At 36.4% G+C, this 20,363-nt stretch carries 20 protein-coding genes and 1 tRNA gene; 8 read left to right on the forward strand and 13 right to left on the reverse strand.

From position 1 onward, the window contains the following. Window positions 1-203: 203 nt before the first annotated feature. The gene (locus tag EQG68_RS04355) at window positions 204-656 is read right to left on the reverse strand and encodes a 6-pyruvoyl trahydropterin synthase family protein (RefSeq protein ID WP_129463570.1); all 453 of its coding nucleotides are present in this window, start codon (window positions 654-656) and stop codon (window positions 204-206) included. A 33-nt stretch (window positions 657-689) separates the two neighbouring features. Beyond that, entirely contained in the window at window positions 690-866 is a 177-nt protein-coding gene (locus EQG68_RS15010) for a hypothetical protein (protein ID WP_164975386.1), read from the reverse strand. 123 nt (window positions 867-989) lie between these two features. Between EQG68_RS15010 and EQG68_RS04360 the strand changes: the two genes are divergently transcribed. After that, window positions 990-1,063 (forward strand) — tRNA-Ala (locus EQG68_RS04360). 60 nt (window positions 1,064-1,123) lie between these two features. Here EQG68_RS04360 and EQG68_RS04365 read toward each other — a convergent pair. The 5 genes from EQG68_RS04365 to EQG68_RS04385 all read right to left on the reverse strand — a co-directional run bounded on the left by EQG68_RS04365 (window position 1,124) and on the right by EQG68_RS04385 (window position 7,929). Continuing rightward, on the reverse strand, window positions 1,124-1,684 hold the full coding sequence (locus tag EQG68_RS04365; protein WP_129463571.1) for a hypothetical protein: 561 nt from the start codon (window positions 1,682-1,684) through the stop codon (window positions 1,124-1,126). A gap of 68 nt (window positions 1,685-1,752) precedes the next feature. Further along, window positions 1,753-5,160 carry a hypothetical protein gene (locus EQG68_RS04370; protein WP_129463572.1) on the reverse strand — a complete coding sequence of 1,136 codons (3,408 nt, stop codon included), beginning with the start codon at window positions 5,158-5,160 and terminating at the stop codon, window positions 1,753-1,755. A gap of 213 nt (window positions 5,161-5,373) precedes the next feature. Beyond that, complete coding sequence (locus EQG68_RS04375; protein ID WP_129463573.1) at window positions 5,374-5,949, reverse strand: fasciclin domain-containing protein; 576 nt, start codon at window positions 5,947-5,949, stop codon at window positions 5,374-5,376. Window positions 5,950-6,132: 183 nt separating this feature from the next. Next, a complete protein-coding gene (locus EQG68_RS04380; RefSeq protein WP_129463574.1) occupies window positions 6,133-7,386 on the reverse strand; it encodes an aspartate kinase in 1,254 nt (417 codons plus the stop codon). A 69-nt stretch (window positions 7,387-7,455) separates the two neighbouring features. After that, the gene (locus EQG68_RS04385; protein ID WP_129463575.1) at window positions 7,456-7,929 is read right to left on the reverse strand and encodes a GNAT family N-acetyltransferase; all 474 of its coding nucleotides are present in this window, start codon (window positions 7,927-7,929) and stop codon (window positions 7,456-7,458) included. A gap of 149 nt (window positions 7,930-8,078) precedes the next feature. Between EQG68_RS04385 and fbp the strand changes: the two genes are divergently transcribed. After that, complete coding sequence (gene fbp, locus EQG68_RS04390) at window positions 8,079-9,086, forward strand: class 1 fructose-bisphosphatase (protein WP_129463576.1); 1,008 nt, start codon at window positions 8,079-8,081, stop codon at window positions 9,084-9,086. A gap of 51 nt (window positions 9,087-9,137) precedes the next feature. Here the strand turns inward: fbp and EQG68_RS04395 are convergent, their stop codons facing one another. Then, window positions 9,138-9,569 (reverse strand): tellurite resistance TerB family protein, encoded by a 432-nt coding sequence (locus EQG68_RS04395; RefSeq protein ID WP_129463577.1) that lies wholly within the window; start codon window positions 9,567-9,569, stop codon window positions 9,138-9,140. A 175-nt stretch (window positions 9,570-9,744) separates the two neighbouring features. On the opposite strand from EQG68_RS04395, the gene EQG68_RS04400 reads away from it, so the two are divergent. Genes EQG68_RS04400 through EQG68_RS04410 form a run of 3 tightly spaced genes read left to right on the forward strand, consistent with a single transcriptional unit; the run spans window position 9,745 to window position 12,387 of the window. Next, window positions 9,745-10,338 (forward strand): HupE/UreJ family protein, encoded by a 594-nt coding sequence (locus EQG68_RS04400; RefSeq protein ID WP_129463578.1) that lies wholly within the window; start codon window positions 9,745-9,747, stop codon window positions 10,336-10,338. Between the two features lie 22 nt (window positions 10,339-10,360). Beyond that, on the forward strand, window positions 10,361-10,789 hold the full coding sequence (locus tag EQG68_RS04405; RefSeq protein ID WP_129463579.1) for a deoxycytidylate deaminase: 429 nt from the start codon (window positions 10,361-10,363) through the stop codon (window positions 10,787-10,789). A 26-nt stretch (window positions 10,790-10,815) separates the two neighbouring features. Continuing rightward, complete coding sequence (locus EQG68_RS04410; RefSeq protein WP_129463580.1) at window positions 10,816-12,387, forward strand: S41 family peptidase; 1,572 nt, start codon at window positions 10,816-10,818, stop codon at window positions 12,385-12,387. A 42-nt stretch (window positions 12,388-12,429) separates the two neighbouring features. Here EQG68_RS04410 and EQG68_RS04415 read toward each other — a convergent pair whose 3' ends face one another. Genes EQG68_RS04415 through EQG68_RS04425 form a run of 3 tightly spaced genes read right to left on the reverse strand, consistent with a single transcriptional unit; the run spans window position 12,430 to window position 13,855 of the window. After that, a complete protein-coding gene (locus EQG68_RS04415) occupies window positions 12,430-13,038 on the reverse strand; it encodes an FAD-dependent oxidoreductase (protein ID WP_129463581.1) in 609 nt (202 codons plus the stop codon). 1 nt (window position 13,039) lies between these two features. Beyond that, the gene (locus tag EQG68_RS04420) at window positions 13,040-13,240 is read right to left on the reverse strand and encodes a hypothetical protein (protein WP_129463582.1); all 201 of its coding nucleotides are present in this window, start codon (window positions 13,238-13,240) and stop codon (window positions 13,040-13,042) included. A 39-nt stretch (window positions 13,241-13,279) separates the two neighbouring features. After that, window positions 13,280-13,855: a MarC family protein gene (locus EQG68_RS04425; protein WP_129463583.1), complete on the reverse strand. Its 576-nt coding sequence runs from the start codon at window positions 13,853-13,855 to the stop codon at window positions 13,280-13,282. 126 nt (window positions 13,856-13,981) lie between these two features. Here EQG68_RS04425 and EQG68_RS04430 point away from each other — a divergent pair, with 126 nt between their 5' ends. The 3 genes from EQG68_RS04430 to EQG68_RS04440 all read left to right on the forward strand — a co-directional run bounded on the left by EQG68_RS04430 (window position 13,982) and on the right by EQG68_RS04440 (window position 18,345). Further along, complete coding sequence (locus EQG68_RS04430) at window positions 13,982-14,554, forward strand: DUF3109 family protein (protein ID WP_129463584.1); 573 nt, start codon at window positions 13,982-13,984, stop codon at window positions 14,552-14,554. A 256-nt stretch (window positions 14,555-14,810) separates the two neighbouring features. Next, window positions 14,811-15,788, forward strand: coding sequence for a ribonucleotide-diphosphate reductase subunit beta (locus tag EQG68_RS04435; protein ID WP_129463585.1), 978 nt, complete (start codon window positions 14,811-14,813; stop codon window positions 15,786-15,788). 124 nt (window positions 15,789-15,912) lie between these two features. Next, window positions 15,913-18,345, forward strand: coding sequence for a ribonucleoside-diphosphate reductase subunit alpha (locus tag EQG68_RS04440; protein ID WP_129463586.1), 2,433 nt, complete (start codon window positions 15,913-15,915; stop codon window positions 18,343-18,345). Between the two features lie 75 nt (window positions 18,346-18,420). Here the strand turns inward: EQG68_RS04440 and accC are convergent, their stop codons facing one another. After that, entirely contained in the window at window positions 18,421-19,767 is a 1,347-nt protein-coding gene (gene accC / locus EQG68_RS04445; RefSeq protein ID WP_129463587.1) for an acetyl-CoA carboxylase biotin carboxylase subunit, read from the reverse strand. Between the two features lie 91 nt (window positions 19,768-19,858). Beyond that, on the reverse strand, window positions 19,859-20,353 hold the full coding sequence (gene accB / locus EQG68_RS04450) for an acetyl-CoA carboxylase biotin carboxyl carrier protein (RefSeq protein WP_129463588.1): 495 nt from the start codon (window positions 20,351-20,353) through the stop codon (window positions 19,859-19,861). Between the last annotated feature and the right edge of the window lie 10 nt (window positions 20,354-20,363).

The raw sequence follows: 20,363 nt of genomic DNA on the forward strand, positions 1-20,363 counted from the left end.
CTCGAAAGAGCAAATCTCCGGCAAAGGAATGGGTGAAACCGAACCAAAAGTGGATTGTAAAGAAACCTGCAGCGAAGAACAACACGCTCAAAACAGACGAAGTGAGTTCTTGATTGTGAAGAAGTAAGTTTAAGCTTGATTAACTAAAAACCCCGAATTTTCAATAAAAAATTCGGGGTTTTTGTATGTAGTAAATTAGTATTCTAACTATTATCAAAAGCAAACCATTCTGCAAAGGATGTTTCTGTTTCTTGTAATTTTAAAGAATGTAATTTGATTGAACTTGGTAATCGGTTTTTAATTTTTTCTGCAAAATCAATCACCATGTTTTCGCTGGTAGGCTGGTAATTGACTAATATCACATGATGCCCACGATTTTTTAATTCATTGGCCAATTCGATGTGGGGTGTGTTTTGATTAAAAACAGTGGCATGATCAAATAAATCCACAATTTCTTCTTTTACGATTTTTTTTAAGTCGCCAAAATCTATTACCATTCCGAATTTGACATTTGAAGAATCGGAAATAGGCGTGCCAATCACCGTTACTGAAAGTTTATAACTGTGGCCATGGACATTTTTACATTTTCCATCGTAACCGTAAAGAGCATGTCCGGTTTCAAAACTAAATTGTTTGGTAATTCTGATTTTTGCCATTTCGTTTTTATTTCGGCACAAAGATAGGTAATGCTAGGATTTATTTTCTCTTTTTTTTGCCGCATAATACATCCAATAGGCAATTCCCACCAACACAACAAAAGGGATAAATGAACCAATGATCAAACCAATTTGATAGGAATCGTCAGGAGCATTTTTTAGTTTGTCTTCAATATCAACAGCTTGAACAAGCAAAAAGAAGTTTTTCATTTACGATTAAATTAAAATGAATCGAAACAAATTTACAAATAATAAATATAATTGGAACCTCAGAAAAATAAAAGCAGAAAATAAATGAAATAAAATAAAATTCCTTAAATTTGCCCTCGCTTTGGGGATGTAGCTCAGTTGGCTAGAGCGTTTGGCTGGCAGCCAAAAGGTCGTGGGTTCGAGCCCCATCTTCTCCACTTTTAAAAACCGTAATTATCAATAAATAAGATAGTTACGGTTTTTTGTTTTATAAACTTCTATGCATCCGGTAACGGGTCACCCACTTTAATATCACAACGGTGATGCGGTTGTCCATGCGGTGGATTATTTTTTGGTCTGGGACCATCTGCTTTTGCAGTAACTGGTGCTGGAGTGGAAGTCGGTTTTGGTTGTACTGTTTGCGTTGTTTGAGGTGTAGGTTGTTGAGCCGTTGCTACAGGCTGAGTTGAATTAGCTTGTTGCTGACTTTGAACAGTTTTAAAAAAAGATTTCGGTGCATTTTGCTGAGTAGGTGCAGGCGTAGTTCCTTGTGCCGGTGCAGAACCATCTAAAGGTGCTCCCACCGCAATTTCACAGCGGTGATAAGGTTGCCCGTGTGGTGGATTTAATTTGGGTGGTTGACCTGCCGGTGTAGCTGTTTGTGTGGCAGCAGGGGCAGGAGTAGTGGTTATATTGGAAACATCATTTGCAGCCGGTTTTTCGGTTGCCATTGTTTCTGTTTTTGGTTCGGTTGAAGCCGGTGCTTCCTCTGTTTTTTTACAGGAAATGAAGAACAGTGAAGTTCCCAAAAGTAAAAGCAGTATTGATTTTGATTTCATAAGGTTATTTTTTTCAATTTCAAATATAATAATTTAATGAGGAATGGCTTTTATTTTAACAAATTGTCTTAAAAATAAGCTCTTAACTGGATACTTCCCGTGTGGATGGTATCGCTTGTTTCGCTTTTTCTTCCTTGGTAATTGACATTCACATCTAAATATTGCGTCAGGTTTTTTTGAATGAGCAATCGCCAGGTTTGGTTTCTTCCGGGTTGAAGTCCTTCCAACATTTGAAATCCTACTGCCGACAAGGCATCACCTGTAAAATCATTGTTGTAAAGCGAAAATTCTCCGTTCATGGTGAATTTATTTTCCCCTGCATAGGTAAACGAAGTACCTAATCTACTTTGGTTTAGCGTTTCTCCATTGCCTATTTGATTTTCTTTGCTTTGCATTTCATAAAAAACATCTAAACTCGTGTTGTTTGAAAACAAATAGCTTACTTTTGGAGCAATTTGATACCCTAACACATCAAAATTTCGAGCCGGAAAATTATCGGAAATGCTTTCTGTGGTAAATGATTTTCCCGATAAGGCAAACAACCAACTCTTTTTCAATAAATGGGCATATTGCACTTGATGAGCAAAATTGATATTTTCTTGTGAACCGATGGAAAGCAAATTTTTGGTTCTGCTGTTCAAAATGGTATAGGTAACCGAATGATGTTGTTTCCCACGATTAAAAAAGAAACTATTCATAAAACTTGAATTCAATCCTAACAATTCCGACTCGTCATTATCAAACGGATTGAGGTTGAAATTATCGGAATTGCGTTCAATTTTTCGGTCGATTAAAAACGAAGTTTGGTTGTAGAAATACGATAAAAACTTTTTCAATCCTTTCTCATTTTGCCAAATGGAAGGATTCAACGTCAACGAAACGGAAAATTTATTTTGATGGGTTTTTACAAATATTTGATTGGGTAAAAATACCCGAACATATTTGGCTTGGTCGGGAAACGGGGCCACTTCAAATTCCTGTAATTCTTGAATACCATTGCCATTGTAATCATTCCACATAAAAACTCCTTGCCCGGGTTCTACTTCCAAATAGGTAAATTCTTGTTGTGGCAACGTTCCCGAAGCTGTTTCATAAGCAGTGGTAAGCAAAAGGAATTGTTTAAAAAACCGGTCGTTATATAAAACACGGGAATTTAACGAAGGTTCATTTGGACGCGTTTTGTCTTCGAATGCTAAATTTCGATAGTTGATAAAAACACTTAAATCACTTTTTTCGGTTTGTAATAGTCTGGATTTCAAATAATACGAATGTGAACGATTGACACGTTGTACAAATCCGTTTTGCAAACTGTCATTTACGCGGTGCAAATAACCAAGTTCCATAAAAACTTTAGTAGAATCACCTCTGCCAACAAAACCACCGTATTCTAAAAAACGTTGGCTAAGCGGAGAAAAAGTGTTGGTGGCAACAATTTTCTCTCTATTGTCTTCCAAGCGAAGGGAACCACCTACCCAATTTTTCTTAAAATCATATTTCGTTAACGTTTCGCTTCGGGCAAAAGTAGAATTAGCAACAGACCCATCACTTTTTAAAAAGCTACTGTTGTTGGAAATGGTCCAGTTTTTATGCCGAAATCGTCCATTTAATACGTGTCGGATTCCTGAAAAATTATCGGAAAAGTCTAATTTTTCCAATTGATAAGTGGCAAAACCTTTTTCAGGATGGTTCCATCGCAAACCGGAATTAACCAGACTTTGATTTCCGGTAGGAGAAGTTAAATTCCAATCGCGGTCAAATTCGATGGTGAATAATCGTTCAATGGTTCTGAAATCTTTTTGCACAAATTGCACATTTGCAAACGCATCCAATGTCCATTTTTTGGTAAAAAGACGTTGATTAGCATTTATTCTTCCGGCGACTCCCTGATTGTCCTCATTGTCTATATTGGAAAACAAATTCAAATCATTGTTGCTCATTCCTACTTCAAAGTCAATCGTTGTTTTGTCGGATGGATTATATTTTCCCATTACCGTAGCAATTTGAATTTTGGTTGGAGCAATTAATCGAATAATCGGTTCAAAATTTCCTTGCGGAATGCCGTTTATGGGTGCTACATATTGATAAATTCTACCCACCGCTTGGTTGTTGGCTAAGATGTAATTTCCTTGATTATTGCCTACTAAGGAGAAACGAACATTGTATAAAACTTCTTCCGGATTGTTAGAAAATTCGAATACTTCAACTCCCGAAACAATTGTTTTTCGATATAAAACTTTGTTTTCCGAAAAAGAATCAACAAAAGCCGAAGGAGCATTCATGAGGTTGATGTTGTCGCCTGCATTTTGTAAAATTTCTACTTGCTCCTGCGATAAATCTTGTTGTAATGGTTGATTTTTGACATCATTTTCCGAGTAAATAAATCCGCCGATGCTCCATTTTTCTCGTTCGTGGTTTACCCCGCCATAAGTAACAAATCGGGTAAAACTTCGGTCGGAATATTGGTATTCAATGTTAATCCGCATTTCAGAATTGATAGGGAAAAGCGAAGTAAACGTAACTTCACCGGCATTGTAGTCGATTGTATATTGATTGTTTTCGCCTCGTTGTAAAAGGATTCCATTCACAAAAACGCGTTCAGAGCCGGAAATGACCAATACAAACAATTCGCCATTATTACCACGTAGTTTATATGGGCCTTGATTTCCTTCCTGACCCACAAAAGTACTTTTGGCATATTGACCCCGAACCAAAGCTGCTGAAGCAAAAAGAGTGGTTTTGTTTCCTTCTTCACCCAGATGAAATTGAGTGGAAAGTCCTTGTACTTTTTTATTAAAATTCAGAAAGCGGGATTGTCGGTTTTCTAAAAATAAGTCACCTGCACGTATGTTCCATTTGTCAGAATACAATTCGATAAAAATCTGATCGAATTCGTCCAGTCTTTGCGAATAACCGCCTTCCTGCAGCGGAATATTACTGTCTTGAATAGATGCCCGTAAATTTACTTTGTCCGATAGTTTTCCGACAATCTGCAAATCTAAATTGGAATTGACCACTGCATTTTGATTGTTTCCAATGGTTACTCCTCTTGTGATACTCCCGGAAGTAGTGAGTCCGTCAAACGGTTTAAAATTATTGACTCGATCCTTAGAAAGCGAATACAATTGACCATTTCCTCGGGCATTGGGGACCACTTTACTTTCATCATAAATACTGTAGGTTTTGGTTAAAAATTCAGGGAAAGTGAGGTAGCGAACGGTAAGTGTGTCGTTGGATGGATAATTATTTTTAAAAACAAGCGTTCCTTTTTGAAAGTTTACTTGGTAAAAAGTAGTGTCTACGGGATTTCCCTTTCCGTCTAAAATTTTGAAAAACTCCTTGTTAATACTCACTTTTTCGAGTACAATGGTATCGGTTGAAACAGTGATTTTTTTCTTTTTATAAGGTGTTTCGCTTTCCTGAGCATACAACCCGGAAACTAAAAGCAATAACATCCCTAAAAAGCCCTTTTTCAACATAGTTATACTAACTCCAAAAACTCAAAAGTAGTATTTTTTGGGGGTAAAATGTGGGTAATTCATTTAAATTTCGGATAGAAAATTTTGGCTCAACTTCAAAATGTGGTTTAAATAAAAATCGAAATAAATGAATTACTTTTCACTTTAACAAGGAATAAAAAAAGAGTTATTTCATTAAGAAACAACTCTTTAATTGAAAAAACTATAACACTTTTATTTTGGCATTACAACTGTATCAATGGCGTGAATCACACCGTTTGAAGCAGCAACATCAGCAACGGCAACAGTAGCTTTACCACCGTTTGCATCGGTTAATACAACATTGCCATTTTCTAAACTCAACGTAATTTTTCCACCTTGTACAGTGGCTACTTCGAATTTACCGTTATTTGCATTTATTGCTTCTATAACTTGAGCAGCTTCAAACTTACCGGAAACAACATGGTAGGTTAAAACTGCGGTTAATTTGTCTTTGCTTTCCGGTTTTAGCAAGGTTTCTACTGTTCCGGCAGGAAGTTTCTCAAAAGCTGCATTGGTTGGTGCAAAAACTGTAAACGGACCTTCTCCGCTTAATGTTTCTACTAATTCGGCTGCTCCTACGGCAGCTACTAATGTGCTGAAATCAGCATTGGCAGAGGCTACTCCTACAATGTTTGGGGTTTCAACCACTTCTACCGGTTCTTCTACAGTTACAGCTTCCTCTACAACCTCCTCTTTTTTTGCTTCACCACAAGAACTGATAAGCACTGCAGTAAGCGATAAAATAGTTAATGATTTAATTAGTTTCATTTTGAATTTTTTAAAATTAGAATGTAAAGGTAGCACATTCATTATTTTGTTTAATATAATTAACAAAAGATTAAACAAAGTTTATGTATTGAATTATTTTTTGTTAAACAAATTCCATGAGAAACTTCTTTCGTCGGTAAGACAAAATTATAAAACCTGAAACTTGAAACCTGAAACAAAAAACTACTCTTTCGTTACTATTTGCAAGGTTTCTCGACTGATTTGTTTTACTAAAACCGTTTTGTTTTCTTCGACCATTTGGGCGGCTTTTTCAGTGAAGTGGCGAATGGTATATAGCGATACATTTTCGTTATACGCTACTTTAAACTTTTTGGAAAGAATGGTTTTTAGTTCCGGAAAGTTGCCAAATTTATCTTCAATACACACCGAAAAACTAATGGCTGTATTTTGAATCAAACTTACTTTTACTTTATATTGATGGAATAATGCAAAAATTTCGCTAATGTTTTCCTCCATAATAAACGAAAAATCAATCGATGAAAGGGATATCAGTAATTGATTTTTTTTCACAATAAAACAAGAGGTTTGCGGCTCTAAGTCAGCACCTTTATAGACTCTTGTTCCCGGTAAAAGCGGATTCACAAATGATTTTACAAATAACGGAATTTCTTTTCTTTGTAAAGGTTGCAATGTTTTCGGGTGAATTACCGAAGCTCCGTAAAAGGCTAATTCAATCGCTTCACGATAGGAAATCTGATTCAATAAAATCGCATTTTCAAAATACCTGGGATCGGCATTCAAAATGCCGGGAACGTCTTTCCAAATGGTGACACTTTCAGTATTCAAACAATACGCAAAAATAGCGGCCGTATAATCAGAACCTTCTCTTCCCAAAGTAGTTGTAAAATTATTTTCATCCGATCCTAAAAAACCTTGCGTAATATTCAAGGCTTTTTTCTTCACGTTTTTGGAAATTAACTTTTGCGTTTGCTCCCAATCTACGATTGCATCTCGATATGTCGCATCGCTTTTGATGAATTGACGCACATCCAACCAATTGTTTTTCAATCCACTATAATTAAAATAGTGACTGACAATGGTGGTTGAGATTATTTCTCCGTAGCTCACCACTTGGTCATATACAAAGTTATAATTAGGCGATTTATTATGACTTAAGAAATAATCCAGTTCTTCAAAATGAATATTTACGGCTTTAAAAACCGGATGTTTATCGTCTTCAAACAATTCCAACAAAATTTGGTTGTGGTATTTTCGCACCTCTTGAATCGATGCTTTTAACTCAGGCGATTTTTCAAAATAATGTTTGATGACCACTTCCAATGCGTTGGTAGTTTTTCCCATCGCAGAAATTACAAGCAGTACATCATCGTGTCCCACTTTTTGTAAAACATACAATACGTTTTTTACGCCTTCAGCATCTTTTACCGATGCACCTCCAAATTTGAATATTTTCATGTGTTCAATTAGTCAATTAGCCAATTTGGCAATTAGTCAATTATTATTTTCTTCAAAAATCAAAAATCTTTATTCTTCAATCAAAAATCTATTTATACCTTCTTCATTCATCTGCACTACACGCCAATCCTCCAACACTTTTGCACCGGATTTCTCATAAAAACGAATGGCGGGTTCATTCCAATCCAGCACATTCCATTCAAGGCGTCGAACGCCATCATTCTTGCCTTGTTTGATGATTTCGGTATATAATTCCAGGCCTGCTCCGGTACCGCGATGAGCTTCTTTCACAATCAAATCTTCTAAATGAATCGTCTTTCCTTTCCAAGTGGAATACCGATAATAATACAATGCCATCCCAATGATTTCGTCATTTAGTTCTGCTACGAACGTATGAAAAAGCGGCTTTTCTCCAAAGCCATCTCGTTCTAAATCAGCAACAGTTACCACCACCGCATCCGGTTCTTTTTCAAAAACGGCGAGTTCTTGAATCAATGCTAAAACGGCCGGCATGTCGGTTATTTTTCCTTTTCTAATGTTCATTTTTAGACGCTTAATTCTGTCATTTGATACTTTTAGGACTATCAATTTTGCACAAAAATACAATTCTTAAAGATAACAAAATAATAATCTGAATTGTATCACAAAAATTTCGATATTTGTGCCACTAATACAACTACAACGTTTTCGTAATGGAAGAAAGAAACAAAACCCTTGGTGAATTCATCATCGAGAAGCAAGAAGAATTTCAATATTCAACCGGAGAATTATCACGCATTATCAACTCTATCCGATTAGCCGCTAAAGTAGTGAACTACAAAGTAAACAAAGCCGGGTTGGTGGATATTGTGGGAGCGGCCGGTGAACAAAACATTCAAGGAGAAGATCAACAAAAATTGGATGTGTATGCCAATGAGGTGTTTATTCAAACCCTTATCAACCGTGAAATTGTATGCGGCATTGGCTCGGAAGAAAACGACGATTTTATAACTGTTGCCGGAAGCGATAATTCACACAACAATAAATATGTGGTGTTGATGGATCCGTTGGATGGGTCTTCCAATATTGATGTCAATGTTTCTGTTGGAACCATTTTTTCGGTTTTCAGACGTAAAACTCCGGTAGGAACTCCGGTTACTTTAGAAGATTTTCTTCAACCCGGTGTGAATCAAGTGGCGGCGGGTTATGTTATTTATGGGACTTCGACAATGTTGGTCTACACCACCGGTCACGGCGTAAATGGATTTACTTTAAACCCTGCTATTGGAACGTTCTATTTATCTCATCCCAATATGACGTATGCTGAAACCGGAACGATTTATTCGATCAACGAAGGAAATTATGTTCACTTTCCACAAGGTGTAAAAGATTATATTAAATATTGTCAGTTAGAGGAAGAAGATCGTCCGTATACTTCCCGCTATATCGGTAGTTTAGTTTCCGATTTTCATCGCAACATGATTAAGGGAGGTATTTATATTTATCCAACCAGTTCAAAAGCACCAAACGGAAAACTTCGTTTGCTGTATGAATGTAATCCGATGGCCTTTTTAGCGGAACAATCGGGAGGAAAAGCGTCAGATGGTTACCAACGCATTATGGAAATTCAGCCAACCGAATTACATCAACGGGTTCCTTTCTTTTGTGGTAGCCGAAAAATGGTGGAAAAAGCAGAAGAGTTTATGGCGAAATATAAATAGTTTAAAAGGTAGTATTAAACGCAAAAAAGCCCCGATTTCTCGGGGCTTTTTTTATTTATTCATATTTTGCATTTCAAAAAGGAAAGTGTCTAAATCAACATTTAAAATTAAAAGGGAGAGTGCTTTATCTACAATATAATTCACGTTTCCTGGTGTAAATCCTAAAGCCAAAGCAAATTTAGTTAGAATTTCTTTTTGTTTTGGTCCTAAAACATGGTCCGCATAAACCATACGTGCCAAATCATATAATCGCTCTAAACGGTGAATGTACAAATACGGTGGATTAATCGGGTATTTCATAGGATTTTCCATGATTTCCTCATATTCATCTGCTGAAATTTCTAAATTTTTTGCTAATCTATCGATAAATTCTTTTTCTTCAGGAGTGATGTCTCCATCACTCAAAGCTACACGCACAATGGCTGAAAAGTGACCTTTATTTCTGTTTTTAAATCCGCTATCAAATAAATCTGAAATTGACATAAGTTTGTTTTAAATAGTTGTGCAAATATAATTCTATTTCCAATTTTTTTTAAGAAATACGCAAAAATTCTTTTTAAAAATTACTATTCTTTAACATCATTTTAGTGATTTCAGGTTCAACTGTTTCAAAATAAATCGTAAGTTTGAACACCCTAAGTTTAAAATCTATTAATCTATGTCAGAATTTTGGTTGTATTTTAACATTGGCCTCCAACACGTACTTGATATTGACGGCTATGATCATGTGCTTTTTCTCATTGCTTTAACGGTTCCTTATGCTTTTAAAGATTGGAAAAGGGTATTGATTTTGGTCTCGCTTTTTACATTAGGTCATACATTGGCATTACTACTTTCTGTTTTTGAAGTTGTTATGATTAAAGCAAGTTTGGTTGAATTTCTAATTCCCATTACCATCTTAATTACAGCACTTTTCCATCTTTTTACAGCCGGAAAATCAGGCAAAAAAGAAAGCATTACGTTTGTTGCATTTGTCACTTTATTTTTTGGAATTATTCACGGACTTGGATTTTCTAACTATTTTAAATCTATATTACCGGGAGAAAACGTGGATAAATTAGTTCCGCTTTTGGAATTTGCACTTGGCATAGAAGCGGCTCAAATCATAGTAGTACTAATTGTTTTACTTTTGTCCTACATTGTTCAAACCTTTTTCCGATTTTCAAAAAGAGATTGGACATTAGTGATGTCGGCTTTTGTTGTAGGAGTAGTACTTCCAATGATTATTGAAAGCGATATTTGGAAAGGTTAATAGCTTCAAAGGATGTTAAAAAATGAATAAAAAGAAATTAAATAAATACGACAAAGCGTACCTTCGTATTGCGAAAGAGTGGAGTCGTTTGTCTTATTGCAAGCGAAAACAAGTAGGTGCCATCATCGTAAAAGACCGAATGATTATTTCGGATGGTTATAATGGAACACCTTCCGGTTTTGAAAATTGTTGTGAAGACGAAAATAACCTCACCAAATGGTATGTTCTGCATGCAGAAGCGAACGCTATTTTGAAAGTAGCCGGATCTACCCAATCGTGTGAAGGTGCAACGCTTTACATAACTTTATCTCCTTGCAGAGAATGCAGTAAATTGATTCATCAATCCGGGATAAAAAGGGTGGTTTATCAGGAAGGATATAAAGATAACAGTGGACTTCAATTTTTAGAAAAAGCAGGCGTTGAAGTAGAACTAATTGAAGAATTAGAATAATTTTTTCTAACCAAGAAAAAAAGAAAGTGAAAATCAAAAAAATATATTGGCCAATTGTGCTCTTTTCTGCTATTGCTTTGGGAGTAATTGTTGGTGGAAAATTAAACACCTTTTCTCCTCAGAATTCCTATTCGTCCAATAGTAACAAAAGTAAACTTAACCGTTTAATCGATTTTATAGAAAGAGATTATGTTGATCAAGTGGATACCGACAGTATTGTTGATTTAACCGTAAACGGAATTTTAGAAAAATTAGATCCGCATTCCGTTTACATTTCAAAAAATGAATTTGACGAAGTTTCAGAATCCATGCGTGGTGATTTTGTGGGCATTGGCGTGAATTTTTATATGTACAAAGATTCCGTTGCTGTAATAAAACCACTACAAAATGGCCCTTCTGAAAAAGCCGGAATAAAGTCAGGAGATAGAATTTTGTATGCCGATAAATATAAATTATTCGGAAGAAAATTACCCAATGACTCTCTTTTTCCTAAACTAAGAGGGGAAGTAGGTTCTGAAGTTACCCTAACACTTTTTCGAAAAAGCGAAAACAAACAACTTAAAGTTAAATTAAAACGCGATGTTATTCCGATTAAAAGTGTGGATGTCGCTTTGATGCTCGATCCCACAATAGGATACATAAAAATTAATCGATTTGCCGAATCAACTTATAAAGAATACAAAGAAGGACTTTTGAAACTCAAAGCAAAAGGAGCCAAAACCATCGTGATTGATGTGCGTGATAATGGCGGTGGTTATTTAGACCAAGCCGTGAAAATAGCCGATGATTTTTTAGTGAAAGATGCTCCCATTGTTTCCACTAAAAATAAAAAAGGACGAATTGATAAAACCAAAGCAACGAGCGGAGGTCTTTTTGAAAACGGAAAAATAATTATTCTAATTAATGAAAATTCCGCTTCCGCCTCTGAAATTTTAGCGGGAGCCATTCAAGATAATGACCGAGGCCAAATTATTGGTCGTCGTTCCTTCGGAAAAGGGTTGGTGCAACGCGAAATGCCCTTGGGCGATGGGTCTGCTGTTCGATTAACCGTAGCCAGGTATTACACCCCATCCGGACGCTCAATCCAAAAACCGTATGTAGAAGGGAATGAAGAATATTTTAACGAATTTGAAAAACGGTTTTATAATGGTGAATTATACGAAAAAGACAGCATCAAAGTAGCCGATAGTCTAAAATTTAAAACCTTAAAAGGTAGAACTGTTTATGGTGGCGGCGGAATTATTCCCGATATTTTTGTGCCTTTAAACGGGAAACACGGAGACGAAGCCACCGAAATGTTGATGCAATCCGGAATCGTAAGCTATTTTGTGTTTGAACAATTGGACCAAAACCGAAAAGAATTTGAAGGATTGAATTTTGATTCTTTTAAAAAGAAGTTCGAAGCAACTAATGTGTATGTTGATAAATTTGAAAATTACCTCAAATCAAACGGAGTTTCATTAAATTTAAACAGCCACGAACCAATGGTCAAAAACTATTTGATGGCAGAATTTGCCCGTCAATTGTTTGAGGAAGAAAAATATTTTGAAATTAAGTTGAAGAATGATTTGATGATTCAGGAGGTGTTGAAACGTTAATTCTTTGTTTCAATTTTCAAGTTTTGGTTTTATATCTGAAAACTACTTCTTTACACTATCATGTACCTGAACATGTACACCGCCATTCCACAACGTTAAAATATCGGTAGCCACTGCAGCACCACTTCCGGCAGCAATAGACAGCTGACTTCGCCATCCGGCTAACACACCACAAACATAAATGCCTTCTTTCACCAAATGATCGTGGTTTTTCAATTGAATACGGTTTTTCTCCGGATTTGCTTTTTGGTGCGGCATGACGAACTCTTCCAAACCTTCAATCGTAAAAGGGTTTCCTGCTCCAATGCCAATGACAACTAATTTTGTATGATATATATTTTTGTTGGTGGTAACTGAAAAATTCCCGTTCTCACCCTCAATTTTCAGTACTTTTTCATTTGGAATTTGTTGAATATGCGGATAAACCGACGACAAATGAACAAGACTTTCGACCAATAGTTCGCTACCGAGTTTTCCCGCTTCAATACCGTAGGCATTATTAAACAAAGCATCTTGCAGAGAGGATGCTTTTTGATGCGAAATTATTGCGATTTTTTTATCGGAAGCAAATGGTTTTGAATGAGCTGAACCAAGTAAAAGAGCACAAGAAACTCCTGAAACGCCACCGCCAATGATGAGTACATCCAGCATATTATTGGTCTTTTAGTTTGTCTTCAATGGTTTTTGACATTCTAAAAATAAGAAGGATAATAATCGCACAAAACGCAGCCACAATTCCGATTAGAGCAATCATACTTTCCTGTTCAAATAGATTAGCAAAATCCAATTGAGTCACGTTAAAGATGATTAATCCAAAAGCCAGAGCAATAATAATGTAAGTGAAAATCTTCATTTCTATAAAAATAATGATACAAAGGTAAATCTTAAATGCCTAAGCAAAAAGACCTTTAACATTCGCTGCAAATAATTTAACAGCAATGGCAAGTAGCACAACGCCAAACACTTTTCTAATCACACTCAAACCATTTTTGGTGAGAAAACGTTCAATTTTAGCCGATGATTTTAACACACCATACACCAATATAATGTTAAGAATAATGGCTATGATAATATTGATGGTTTGAAATTCCGCTCGGATAGAAAGTATTGTTGTCATCGTTCCGGCTCCGGCAATCAGTGGAAAAGCGATTGGTACAATCGACGTTGAACCGGTATCTTCGTCTCGATACAATTTGATGCCTAAAATCATTTCTAAGGCCAAAAAGAAAAGTACAAACGAACCTGCCACGGCAAAGGAATTAATGTCAATACCAATTAATTTTAGAATAGTTTCACCCACAAACAAAAAGGCAATCATCATGATAGCAGCCACTAAGGAAGCTTTTTCAGACTGAATATGCCCCACTTTTTGTCTCAAATCAATGATAATAGGAATACTTCCTACGATATCAATTACTGCGAAAAGCACCATGGTTGCTGTGAAAATTTCTCTTAAATCTAATTCCATGTTTTCCAATTTAGGGGCAAAATTAAAGTTTTTAAACCTTCTTTTCCATAAAATACCGTTAATTATATGAATTAGTTTAAAGGAAACCTTTGTACCTTTGCATCTTTAAACTTTGCATCCTTTAAAATGTTTCAATTAGGTAAAACCATCGTTTCGGAAGAAATTCTCGAAAAGGAATTCGTTTGTAATTTAACCGCCTGTCATGGAGCGTGTTGTGTGGATGGTGATGCCGGTGCACCGTTAAGCGAAGAAGAAATAAAAATTTTAGATGAAATTTATCCAAAAGTTAAACCCTTTCTTCGAAAAGAAGGAATTGAAGCCATCGAAAATCAAGGGACTTGGATCAAAGGTGAAGATGGTGAATTGGAAACTCCTTTAATTGAAGGAAAAGATTGTGCCTACGTTATTTTTGATGGAAAAACCGCTTTGTGTGGCATTGAACAAGCCTATAATCAAGGAATTGTTTCGTGGAAAAAACCCGTTTCTTGTCATTTATATCCCATTAGAGTAAAAGACTTTTCTGATTTTGCTGCAGTGAATTATCACCGTTGGGACATCTGCAGTCCGGCCTGTACCCTGGGGAAAGAATTGGAAGTACCAGTATACAAATTCGTCAAAGAAGCTCTTGTTCGAAAGTTTGGCGAAGAGTGGTACCAAGAACTCGAAAAAGTGGGTGAAGAATATCAAAAAGAGAAGTAATTTTTTCTACAATTTTCCTTCCCAATAATTCCTTAAAATTATCAAATTTACTTCGTGACCGCTAATAAGTAGGTTTTTAAGTAGCTGTTTTTTAGCTTGTTAAAAGATGTTTTTAAAAGTAGGAAAAAAACTAACCGTTGTTAAAAACTATCCCCAATTGTGAATAAGTTTGACTTTCATTTACCAATTTGAATTGCAATCTTTGTAACTCTCAATGACCAAATAATAATCCTCAAAATACTTAAAAAAGAAAAAGATGGCAGCAGTAGAACCGATTTTGCAAGAAAATAAAGACAGATTTGTAATTTTTCCCATTAAGCATCACGACATTTGGGAGTGGTACAAAAAAATGGAAGCAAGTTTCTGGACCGCAGAAGAAATTGATTTACACCAAGATTTATCCGATTGGAATACCAAATTAAATGCAGACGAAAAATACTTCATCAAGCACATTTTAGCTTTTTTTGCCGCTTCTGACGGAATTGTAAATGAGAATTTAGCTGAAAATTTTGTGAATGAAGTGCAATATCCGGAAGCAAAATTTTTCTATGGTTTTCAAATCATGATGGAAAATATCCATAGTGAAACCTATTCGTTGTTGATTGATACCTATGTGAAAGACGAAAAAGAAAAAGACCAATTGTTTCATGCTATTGAAGTGTTTCCTGCTATTCAAAAGAAAGCCAATTGGGCTTTGAAATGGATTGGTTCCGATTCGTTTGCTGAACGTTTAATTGCTTTTGCCGCTGTGGAAGGAATCTTCTTTTCCGGTGCGTTCTGTTCTATTTTCTGGTTGAAAAAACGTGGTTTAATGCCGGGGTTGACCTTTTCTAACGAATTAATTTCACGTGACGAAGGTGTGCATTGTGATTTTGCTGTTCACTTGCACAACCATCATTTGGTAAACAAAGTATCAAAAGCCAGAATCAAAGAAATCATTACCGATGCATTAACAATCGAAAGAGAGTTTATTACGGAATCACTTCCGGTAAGCTTAATCGGGATGAATGCGACATTGATGACACAATACTTAGAATTTGTAGCCGACCGATTATTAGTAGAATTAGGATGCGAAAGAGTGTATAATTCTTCCAATCCGTTTGACTTTATGGATATGATTTCATTACAAGGAAAAACCAATTTCTTTGAAAAACGTGTAGCAGAATACCAAAAAGCAGGTGTGATGAATACAGATTCCGATGCACAAAAAATTAGTTTCGACGCAGATTTTTAAAAGATAATCCTTAAAGGGTTTGAAACCCTTTAAGGATTCAAAACCGGGATTAGCTTCCCAAACTCAACTAACAAATAACCCAAAACAGGAAAGGGATTTTCTGTTTTAAAAAACATGTAACAGTATGTATGTAGTAAAAAGAGATGGCCACAAAGAGCCGGTAATGTTTGACAAAATCACAGATAGAATTAAAAAACTATGTTATGGTTTAAATGATTTGGTTGATTCTGTAAAGGTCGCCATGCGAGTGATTGAAGGATTGTATGACGGTGTAACTACATCAGAATTAGATAATTTAGCCGCAGAAACGGCCGCTTCGATGACGATTGCTCATCCGGATTATGCTCAATTAGCCGCCCGTATTGCGGTTTCTAACTTACACAAAAACACCAAAAAATCGTTTTCAGAAACCATGTCGGATATGTACCACTACGTAAATCCACGTACGGGACAAAAATCGCCATTGCTTTCTGATGAAGTGTATGAAGCCATCATGGCCAATGCGGAAGTGTTAGATTCAATGATTATTTACAACAGAGATTTTAATTATGATTATTTCGGTTTCAAAACATTAGAACGTTCCTATTTGTTAAAAATAAACGGGAAAATTGTAGAGCGACCACAACATATGTTAATGCGTGTTTCGGTGGGAATTCATTTGAATGACATTGAAGCTGTGAAAGAAACCTATGAATTAATGTCGAAAAAATTCTTCACACACGCTACACCAACCTTATTTAATGCCGGTACACCCAAACCGCAAATGTCTTCGTGTTTCTTATTAACGATGAAAGATGATAGCATCGACGGAATTTATGATACACTAAAACAAACTGCCAAAATTTCGCAATCAGCGGGTGGAATCGGGCTTTCTATTCACAATGTTCGAGCAACAGGTTCTTATATCAGAGGAACAAACGGAACATCAAACGGAATCGTTCCGATGTTGCGTGTATTCAACGACACGGCTCGTTATGTTGACCAAGGGGGTGGAAAAAGAAAAGGAAGTTTTGCTATTTATTTAGAAACATGGCATGCCGATATATTTGAATTTTTAGATTTAAAAAAGAATACCGGAAAAGAAGAAATGCGTGCCAGAGATTTATTCTTTGCCATGTGGACATCCGATTTATTCATGAAACGTGTGCAGGAAGATTCAACTTGGACATTAATGTGCCCCAACGAATGTCCGGGTCTTTGTGACGTATATGGTGAAGAGTTTGAAGCGTTATATACTTCATATGAAACTGCCGGAAAAGGTAGAAAAACAGTTCGTGCCCGTGAGTTATGGGAAAAAATCCTAGAGTCACAAATCGAAACCGGAACGCCATATATGTTGTATAAAGATGCTGCGAACCGAAAATCGAACCAAAAGAATTTAGGTACCATTCGTTCTTCCAATTTATGTACGGAAATATTAGAATATACGGCACCGGACGAAATTGCAGTGTGTAATTTAGCGTCTATTTCTTTACCGATGTTTGTGGAAAACGGAGAGTTTGATCACCTGCGTTTATTTGAAGTAACTAAGCGAGTAACCCGAAACCTAAACCGCGTAATCGATCGTAATTATTATCCGGTACCGGAAGCAGAAAACTCTAACATGCGTCACCGTCCAATTGGTTTAGGGGTGCAAGGATTGGCCGATGCGTTCATTTTATTGCGTTTGCCTTTCACTAGTGATGAAGCCAAACAACTGAACCAAGAAATTTTTGAAACCTTATATTTTGCAGCTGTAACTGCCTCGATGGAAATGGCCAAAGAAGAAGGACCGTACTCTTCTTTCAAAGGATCGCCTATTTCGCAAGGAGAATTCCAATACAACCTGTGGGGATTAAAGGACAGTGATTTATCCGGTCGTTGGGATTGGGAAAGTTTACGAAAAGAAGTAGTAGAACACGGTGTGAGAAACTCCTTGTTAGTTGCTCCAATGCCAACCGCTTCTACCTCGCAAATCTTAGGGAATAATGAGGCTTTTGAGCCGTATACATCAAACATTTATACACGAAGAGTGCTTTCTGGCGAGTTTATCGTCGTAAACAAACATTTGTTAGAAGATTTAGTAAAACTTGGCTTGTGGAATGATAGTTTGAAACAGGAAATCATGCGTCATAATGGTTCTGTTCAAAATATAGAAGTTATCCCGCAAGACATCAAAGATTTATATAAAACTGTATGGGAAATGAGCATGAAAGACATCATCGACATGTCACGTCAACGCGGTTATTTCATTGACCAATCGCAATCGTTGAATTTATTTATGGAAGGAGCAACCTATGCCAAATTAACTTCCATGCATTTCTACGCTTGGCAATCCGGTCTAAAAACAGGAATGTATTATTTGCGTACAAAATCAGCGGTTGATGCCATTAAATTTACGTTAAACAACGATAAAAAAGAAGAGCCTATTGAAGTTAAACCAAAACCAGTAGTGCAAAAACTGGAATCAATTGCCGTTTTAAACGAACCCGTTGAAATGACTCCTGAAGAATACCGAGCGATGATTGAATTGGCCAAAAACGCCGGCCCGGATGATTGTGAGATGTGTGGGTCGTAAGTGACTAGTATTTGAAATAATAAAATGCCCCAAATAATTTTTTATTTGGGGCATTTCTTATAATATAAATTATATTTATTCCGGATCGTTCATTTTAAAACTTTCCATAAATTTTGTAGTATAATTTCCGGCTACATAATCCGGTTCTTCCATCAATTGACGATGAAACGGAATCGTAGTTTTAATTCCTTCGATATAAAACTCATCCAATGCACGTTTCATTTTGTTGATCGCTTCTTCTCTAGTTTGGGCCGTAGTAATTAACTTGGCAATCATCGAATCATAATTTGGTGGAATGGTATAACCTGCATAAACATGCGTGTCTAAACGAACACCATGTCCGCCCGGTGCATGAAGCACGGTGATTTTTCCCGGTGAAGGTCTAAAATCATTATAAGGATCTTCCGCATTGATCCGACATTCAATCGAATGCAATTGAGGTAGATAATTTTTACCGGAAATTGGCACACCGGCTGCCACTAAAATTTGTTCGCGAATTAAATCATAATCAATTACTTGCTCAGTAATAGGATGTTCTACTTGAATACGTGTATTCATTTCCATGAAATAGAAGTTTCGGTGTTTGTCTACCAAAAACTCAACTGTACCAGCTCCTTCATATTTGATAAACTCGGCTGCTTTCACGGCCGCTTCACCCATTTTTTCACGCAATTCATCCGTCATAAATGGAGAAGGTGTTTCTTCTGTTAATTTTTGATGACGACGTTGCACAGAGCAATCTCTTTCCGACAAGTGACAAGCTTTTCCATAGGCGTCCCCTACTACTTGAATTTCGATATGGCGAGGTTCTTCAATCAGTTTTTCCATGTACATGCCATCATTTCCAAAGGCTGCTGCTGCTTCCTGACGGGCACTTTCCCATGCTTTTTCCAATTCATTTTCTTTCCAAATGGCTCTCATTCCTTTTCCTCCACCACCTGCAGTCGCTTTCATCATCACAGGATAACCAATTTCTTTTGCTACTTTTTTGGCTTGTTCAAACGATTCTAAAATTCCGTCAGAACCGGGAACACATGGTACACCAGCTGCTTTCATGGTTGCTTTAGCCGTTGCTTTGTCTCCCATTTTATCAATCATTTCAGGCGAAGCCCCAATAAATTTAATTCCGTGTTCTTGGCAAATTTTAGAAAACTTAGCATTTTCAGACAAAAATCCGTAACCGGGATGAATGGCATCAGCATTGGTAATTTCTGCCGCCGCAATAATATTAGACATTTTTAAGTACGACAAATTACTGGGAGGCGGACCGATACAAACTGCTTCGTCGGCAAATTTTACGTGAAGACTTTCAGCATCTGCAGTAGAATATACCGCAACAGTTTTAATGCCCATTTCTTTACAAGTTCTAATCACACGAAGTGCAATTTCTCCACGATTGGCAACTAATATTTTTTTAAACATATTTTTTAAATTAGATAATTAGACAAGATGTCAATTAGACAATTAAGAAGAAAGAAAAACTTCTGACTCCCAACTTCTAACTTCTAACTTTTTAAGATGGATCTACTAAGAATAATGGTTGATCAAATTCTACCGGAGACATATCATCAACAAGAATTTTTACGATTTTTCCTGAAACTTCCGATTCAATTTCGTTAAATAACTTCATAGCCTCAATTACACAAACCGGATCACCTTTCGAAATGGTAGCTCCCACTTCTACAAAAGGAGCTTTGTCCGGAGCCGGTTTTCTGTATAATGTTCCAATCATTGGCGATTTTATCGTAATGTATTTTGAATTATCTTCTGCTGGTGCTGCTACCGGAGTACTTGGTGCGGCTGGTGCCGGAGTACTTGGTGCGGCTACTTGTTGCATCATAGGTTGCATCGGTTGAGCTGCCGGATAATGTTGAAAATAAGATGCCTCTGCTGCTCCGGCTTCTGTAGTTTTGATGGTGATTTTAAAATCATCCATTTCTAATTTTACTTCCGTAGCACCAGATTTTGCTACAAATTTAATTAGGTTTTGAATTTCTCTAATGTCCATGATAGTTTAG

Source organism: Flavobacterium piscinae (assembly GCF_004122145.1).
Taxonomy (GTDB): domain Bacteria; phylum Bacteroidota; class Bacteroidia; order Flavobacteriales; family Flavobacteriaceae; genus Flavobacterium; species Flavobacterium piscinae.

Coding starts and splice junctions, on each gene's coding strand:
- EQG68_RS15010 (WP_164975386.1), bottom strand. CDS start 866: ATGAAAAACTTCTTTTTGCTTGTTCAAGCTGTTGATATTGAAGACAAA.
- fbp (WP_129463576.1), top strand. CDS start 8,079: ATGGAAGAAAGAAACAAAACCCTTGGTGAATTCATCATCGAGAAGCAA.
- EQG68_RS04400 (WP_129463578.1), top strand. CDS start 9,745: ATGTCAGAATTTTGGTTGTATTTTAACATTGGCCTCCAACACGTACTT.
- EQG68_RS04425 (WP_129463583.1), bottom strand. CDS start 13,855: ATGGAATTAGATTTAAGAGAAATTTTCACAGCAACCATGGTGCTTTTC.
- EQG68_RS04385 (WP_129463575.1), bottom strand. CDS start 7,929: ATGAACATTAGAAAAGGAAAAATAACCGACATGCCGGCCGTTTTAGCA.
- EQG68_RS04435 (WP_129463585.1), top strand. CDS start 14,811: ATGGCAGCAGTAGAACCGATTTTGCAAGAAAATAAAGACAGATTTGTA.
- EQG68_RS04430 (WP_129463584.1), top strand. CDS start 13,982: ATGTTTCAATTAGGTAAAACCATCGTTTCGGAAGAAATTCTCGAAAAG.
- EQG68_RS04415 (WP_129463581.1), bottom strand. CDS start 13,038: ATGCTGGATGTACTCATCATTGGCGGTGGCGTTTCAGGAGTTTCTTGT.
- EQG68_RS04380 (WP_129463574.1), bottom strand. CDS start 7,386: ATGAAAATATTCAAATTTGGAGGTGCATCGGTAAAAGATGCTGAAGGC.
- EQG68_RS04440 (WP_129463586.1), top strand. CDS start 15,913: ATGTATGTAGTAAAAAGAGATGGCCACAAAGAGCCGGTAATGTTTGAC.
- EQG68_RS04420 (WP_129463582.1), bottom strand. CDS start 13,240: ATGAAGATTTTCACTTACATTATTATTGCTCTGGCTTTTGGATTAATC.
- EQG68_RS04365 (WP_129463571.1), bottom strand. CDS start 1,684: ATGAAATCAAAATCAATACTGCTTTTACTTTTGGGAACTTCACTGTTC.
- EQG68_RS04370 (WP_129463572.1), bottom strand. CDS start 5,160: ATGTTGAAAAAGGGCTTTTTAGGGATGTTATTGCTTTTAGTTTCCGGG.
- EQG68_RS04395 (WP_129463577.1), bottom strand. CDS start 9,569: ATGTCAATTTCAGATTTATTTGATAGCGGATTTAAAAACAGAAATAAA.
- accB (WP_129463588.1), bottom strand. CDS start 20,353: ATGGACATTAGAGAAATTCAAAACCTAATTAAATTTGTAGCAAAATCT.
- EQG68_RS04375 (WP_129463573.1), bottom strand. CDS start 5,949: ATGAAACTAATTAAATCATTAACTATTTTATCGCTTACTGCAGTGCTT.
- EQG68_RS04405 (WP_129463579.1), top strand. CDS start 10,361: ATGAATAAAAAGAAATTAAATAAATACGACAAAGCGTACCTTCGTATT.
- EQG68_RS04355 (WP_129463570.1), bottom strand. CDS start 656: ATGGCAAAAATCAGAATTACCAAACAATTTAGTTTTGAAACCGGACAT.
- accC (WP_129463587.1), bottom strand. CDS start 19,767: ATGTTTAAAAAAATATTAGTTGCCAATCGTGGAGAAATTGCACTTCGT.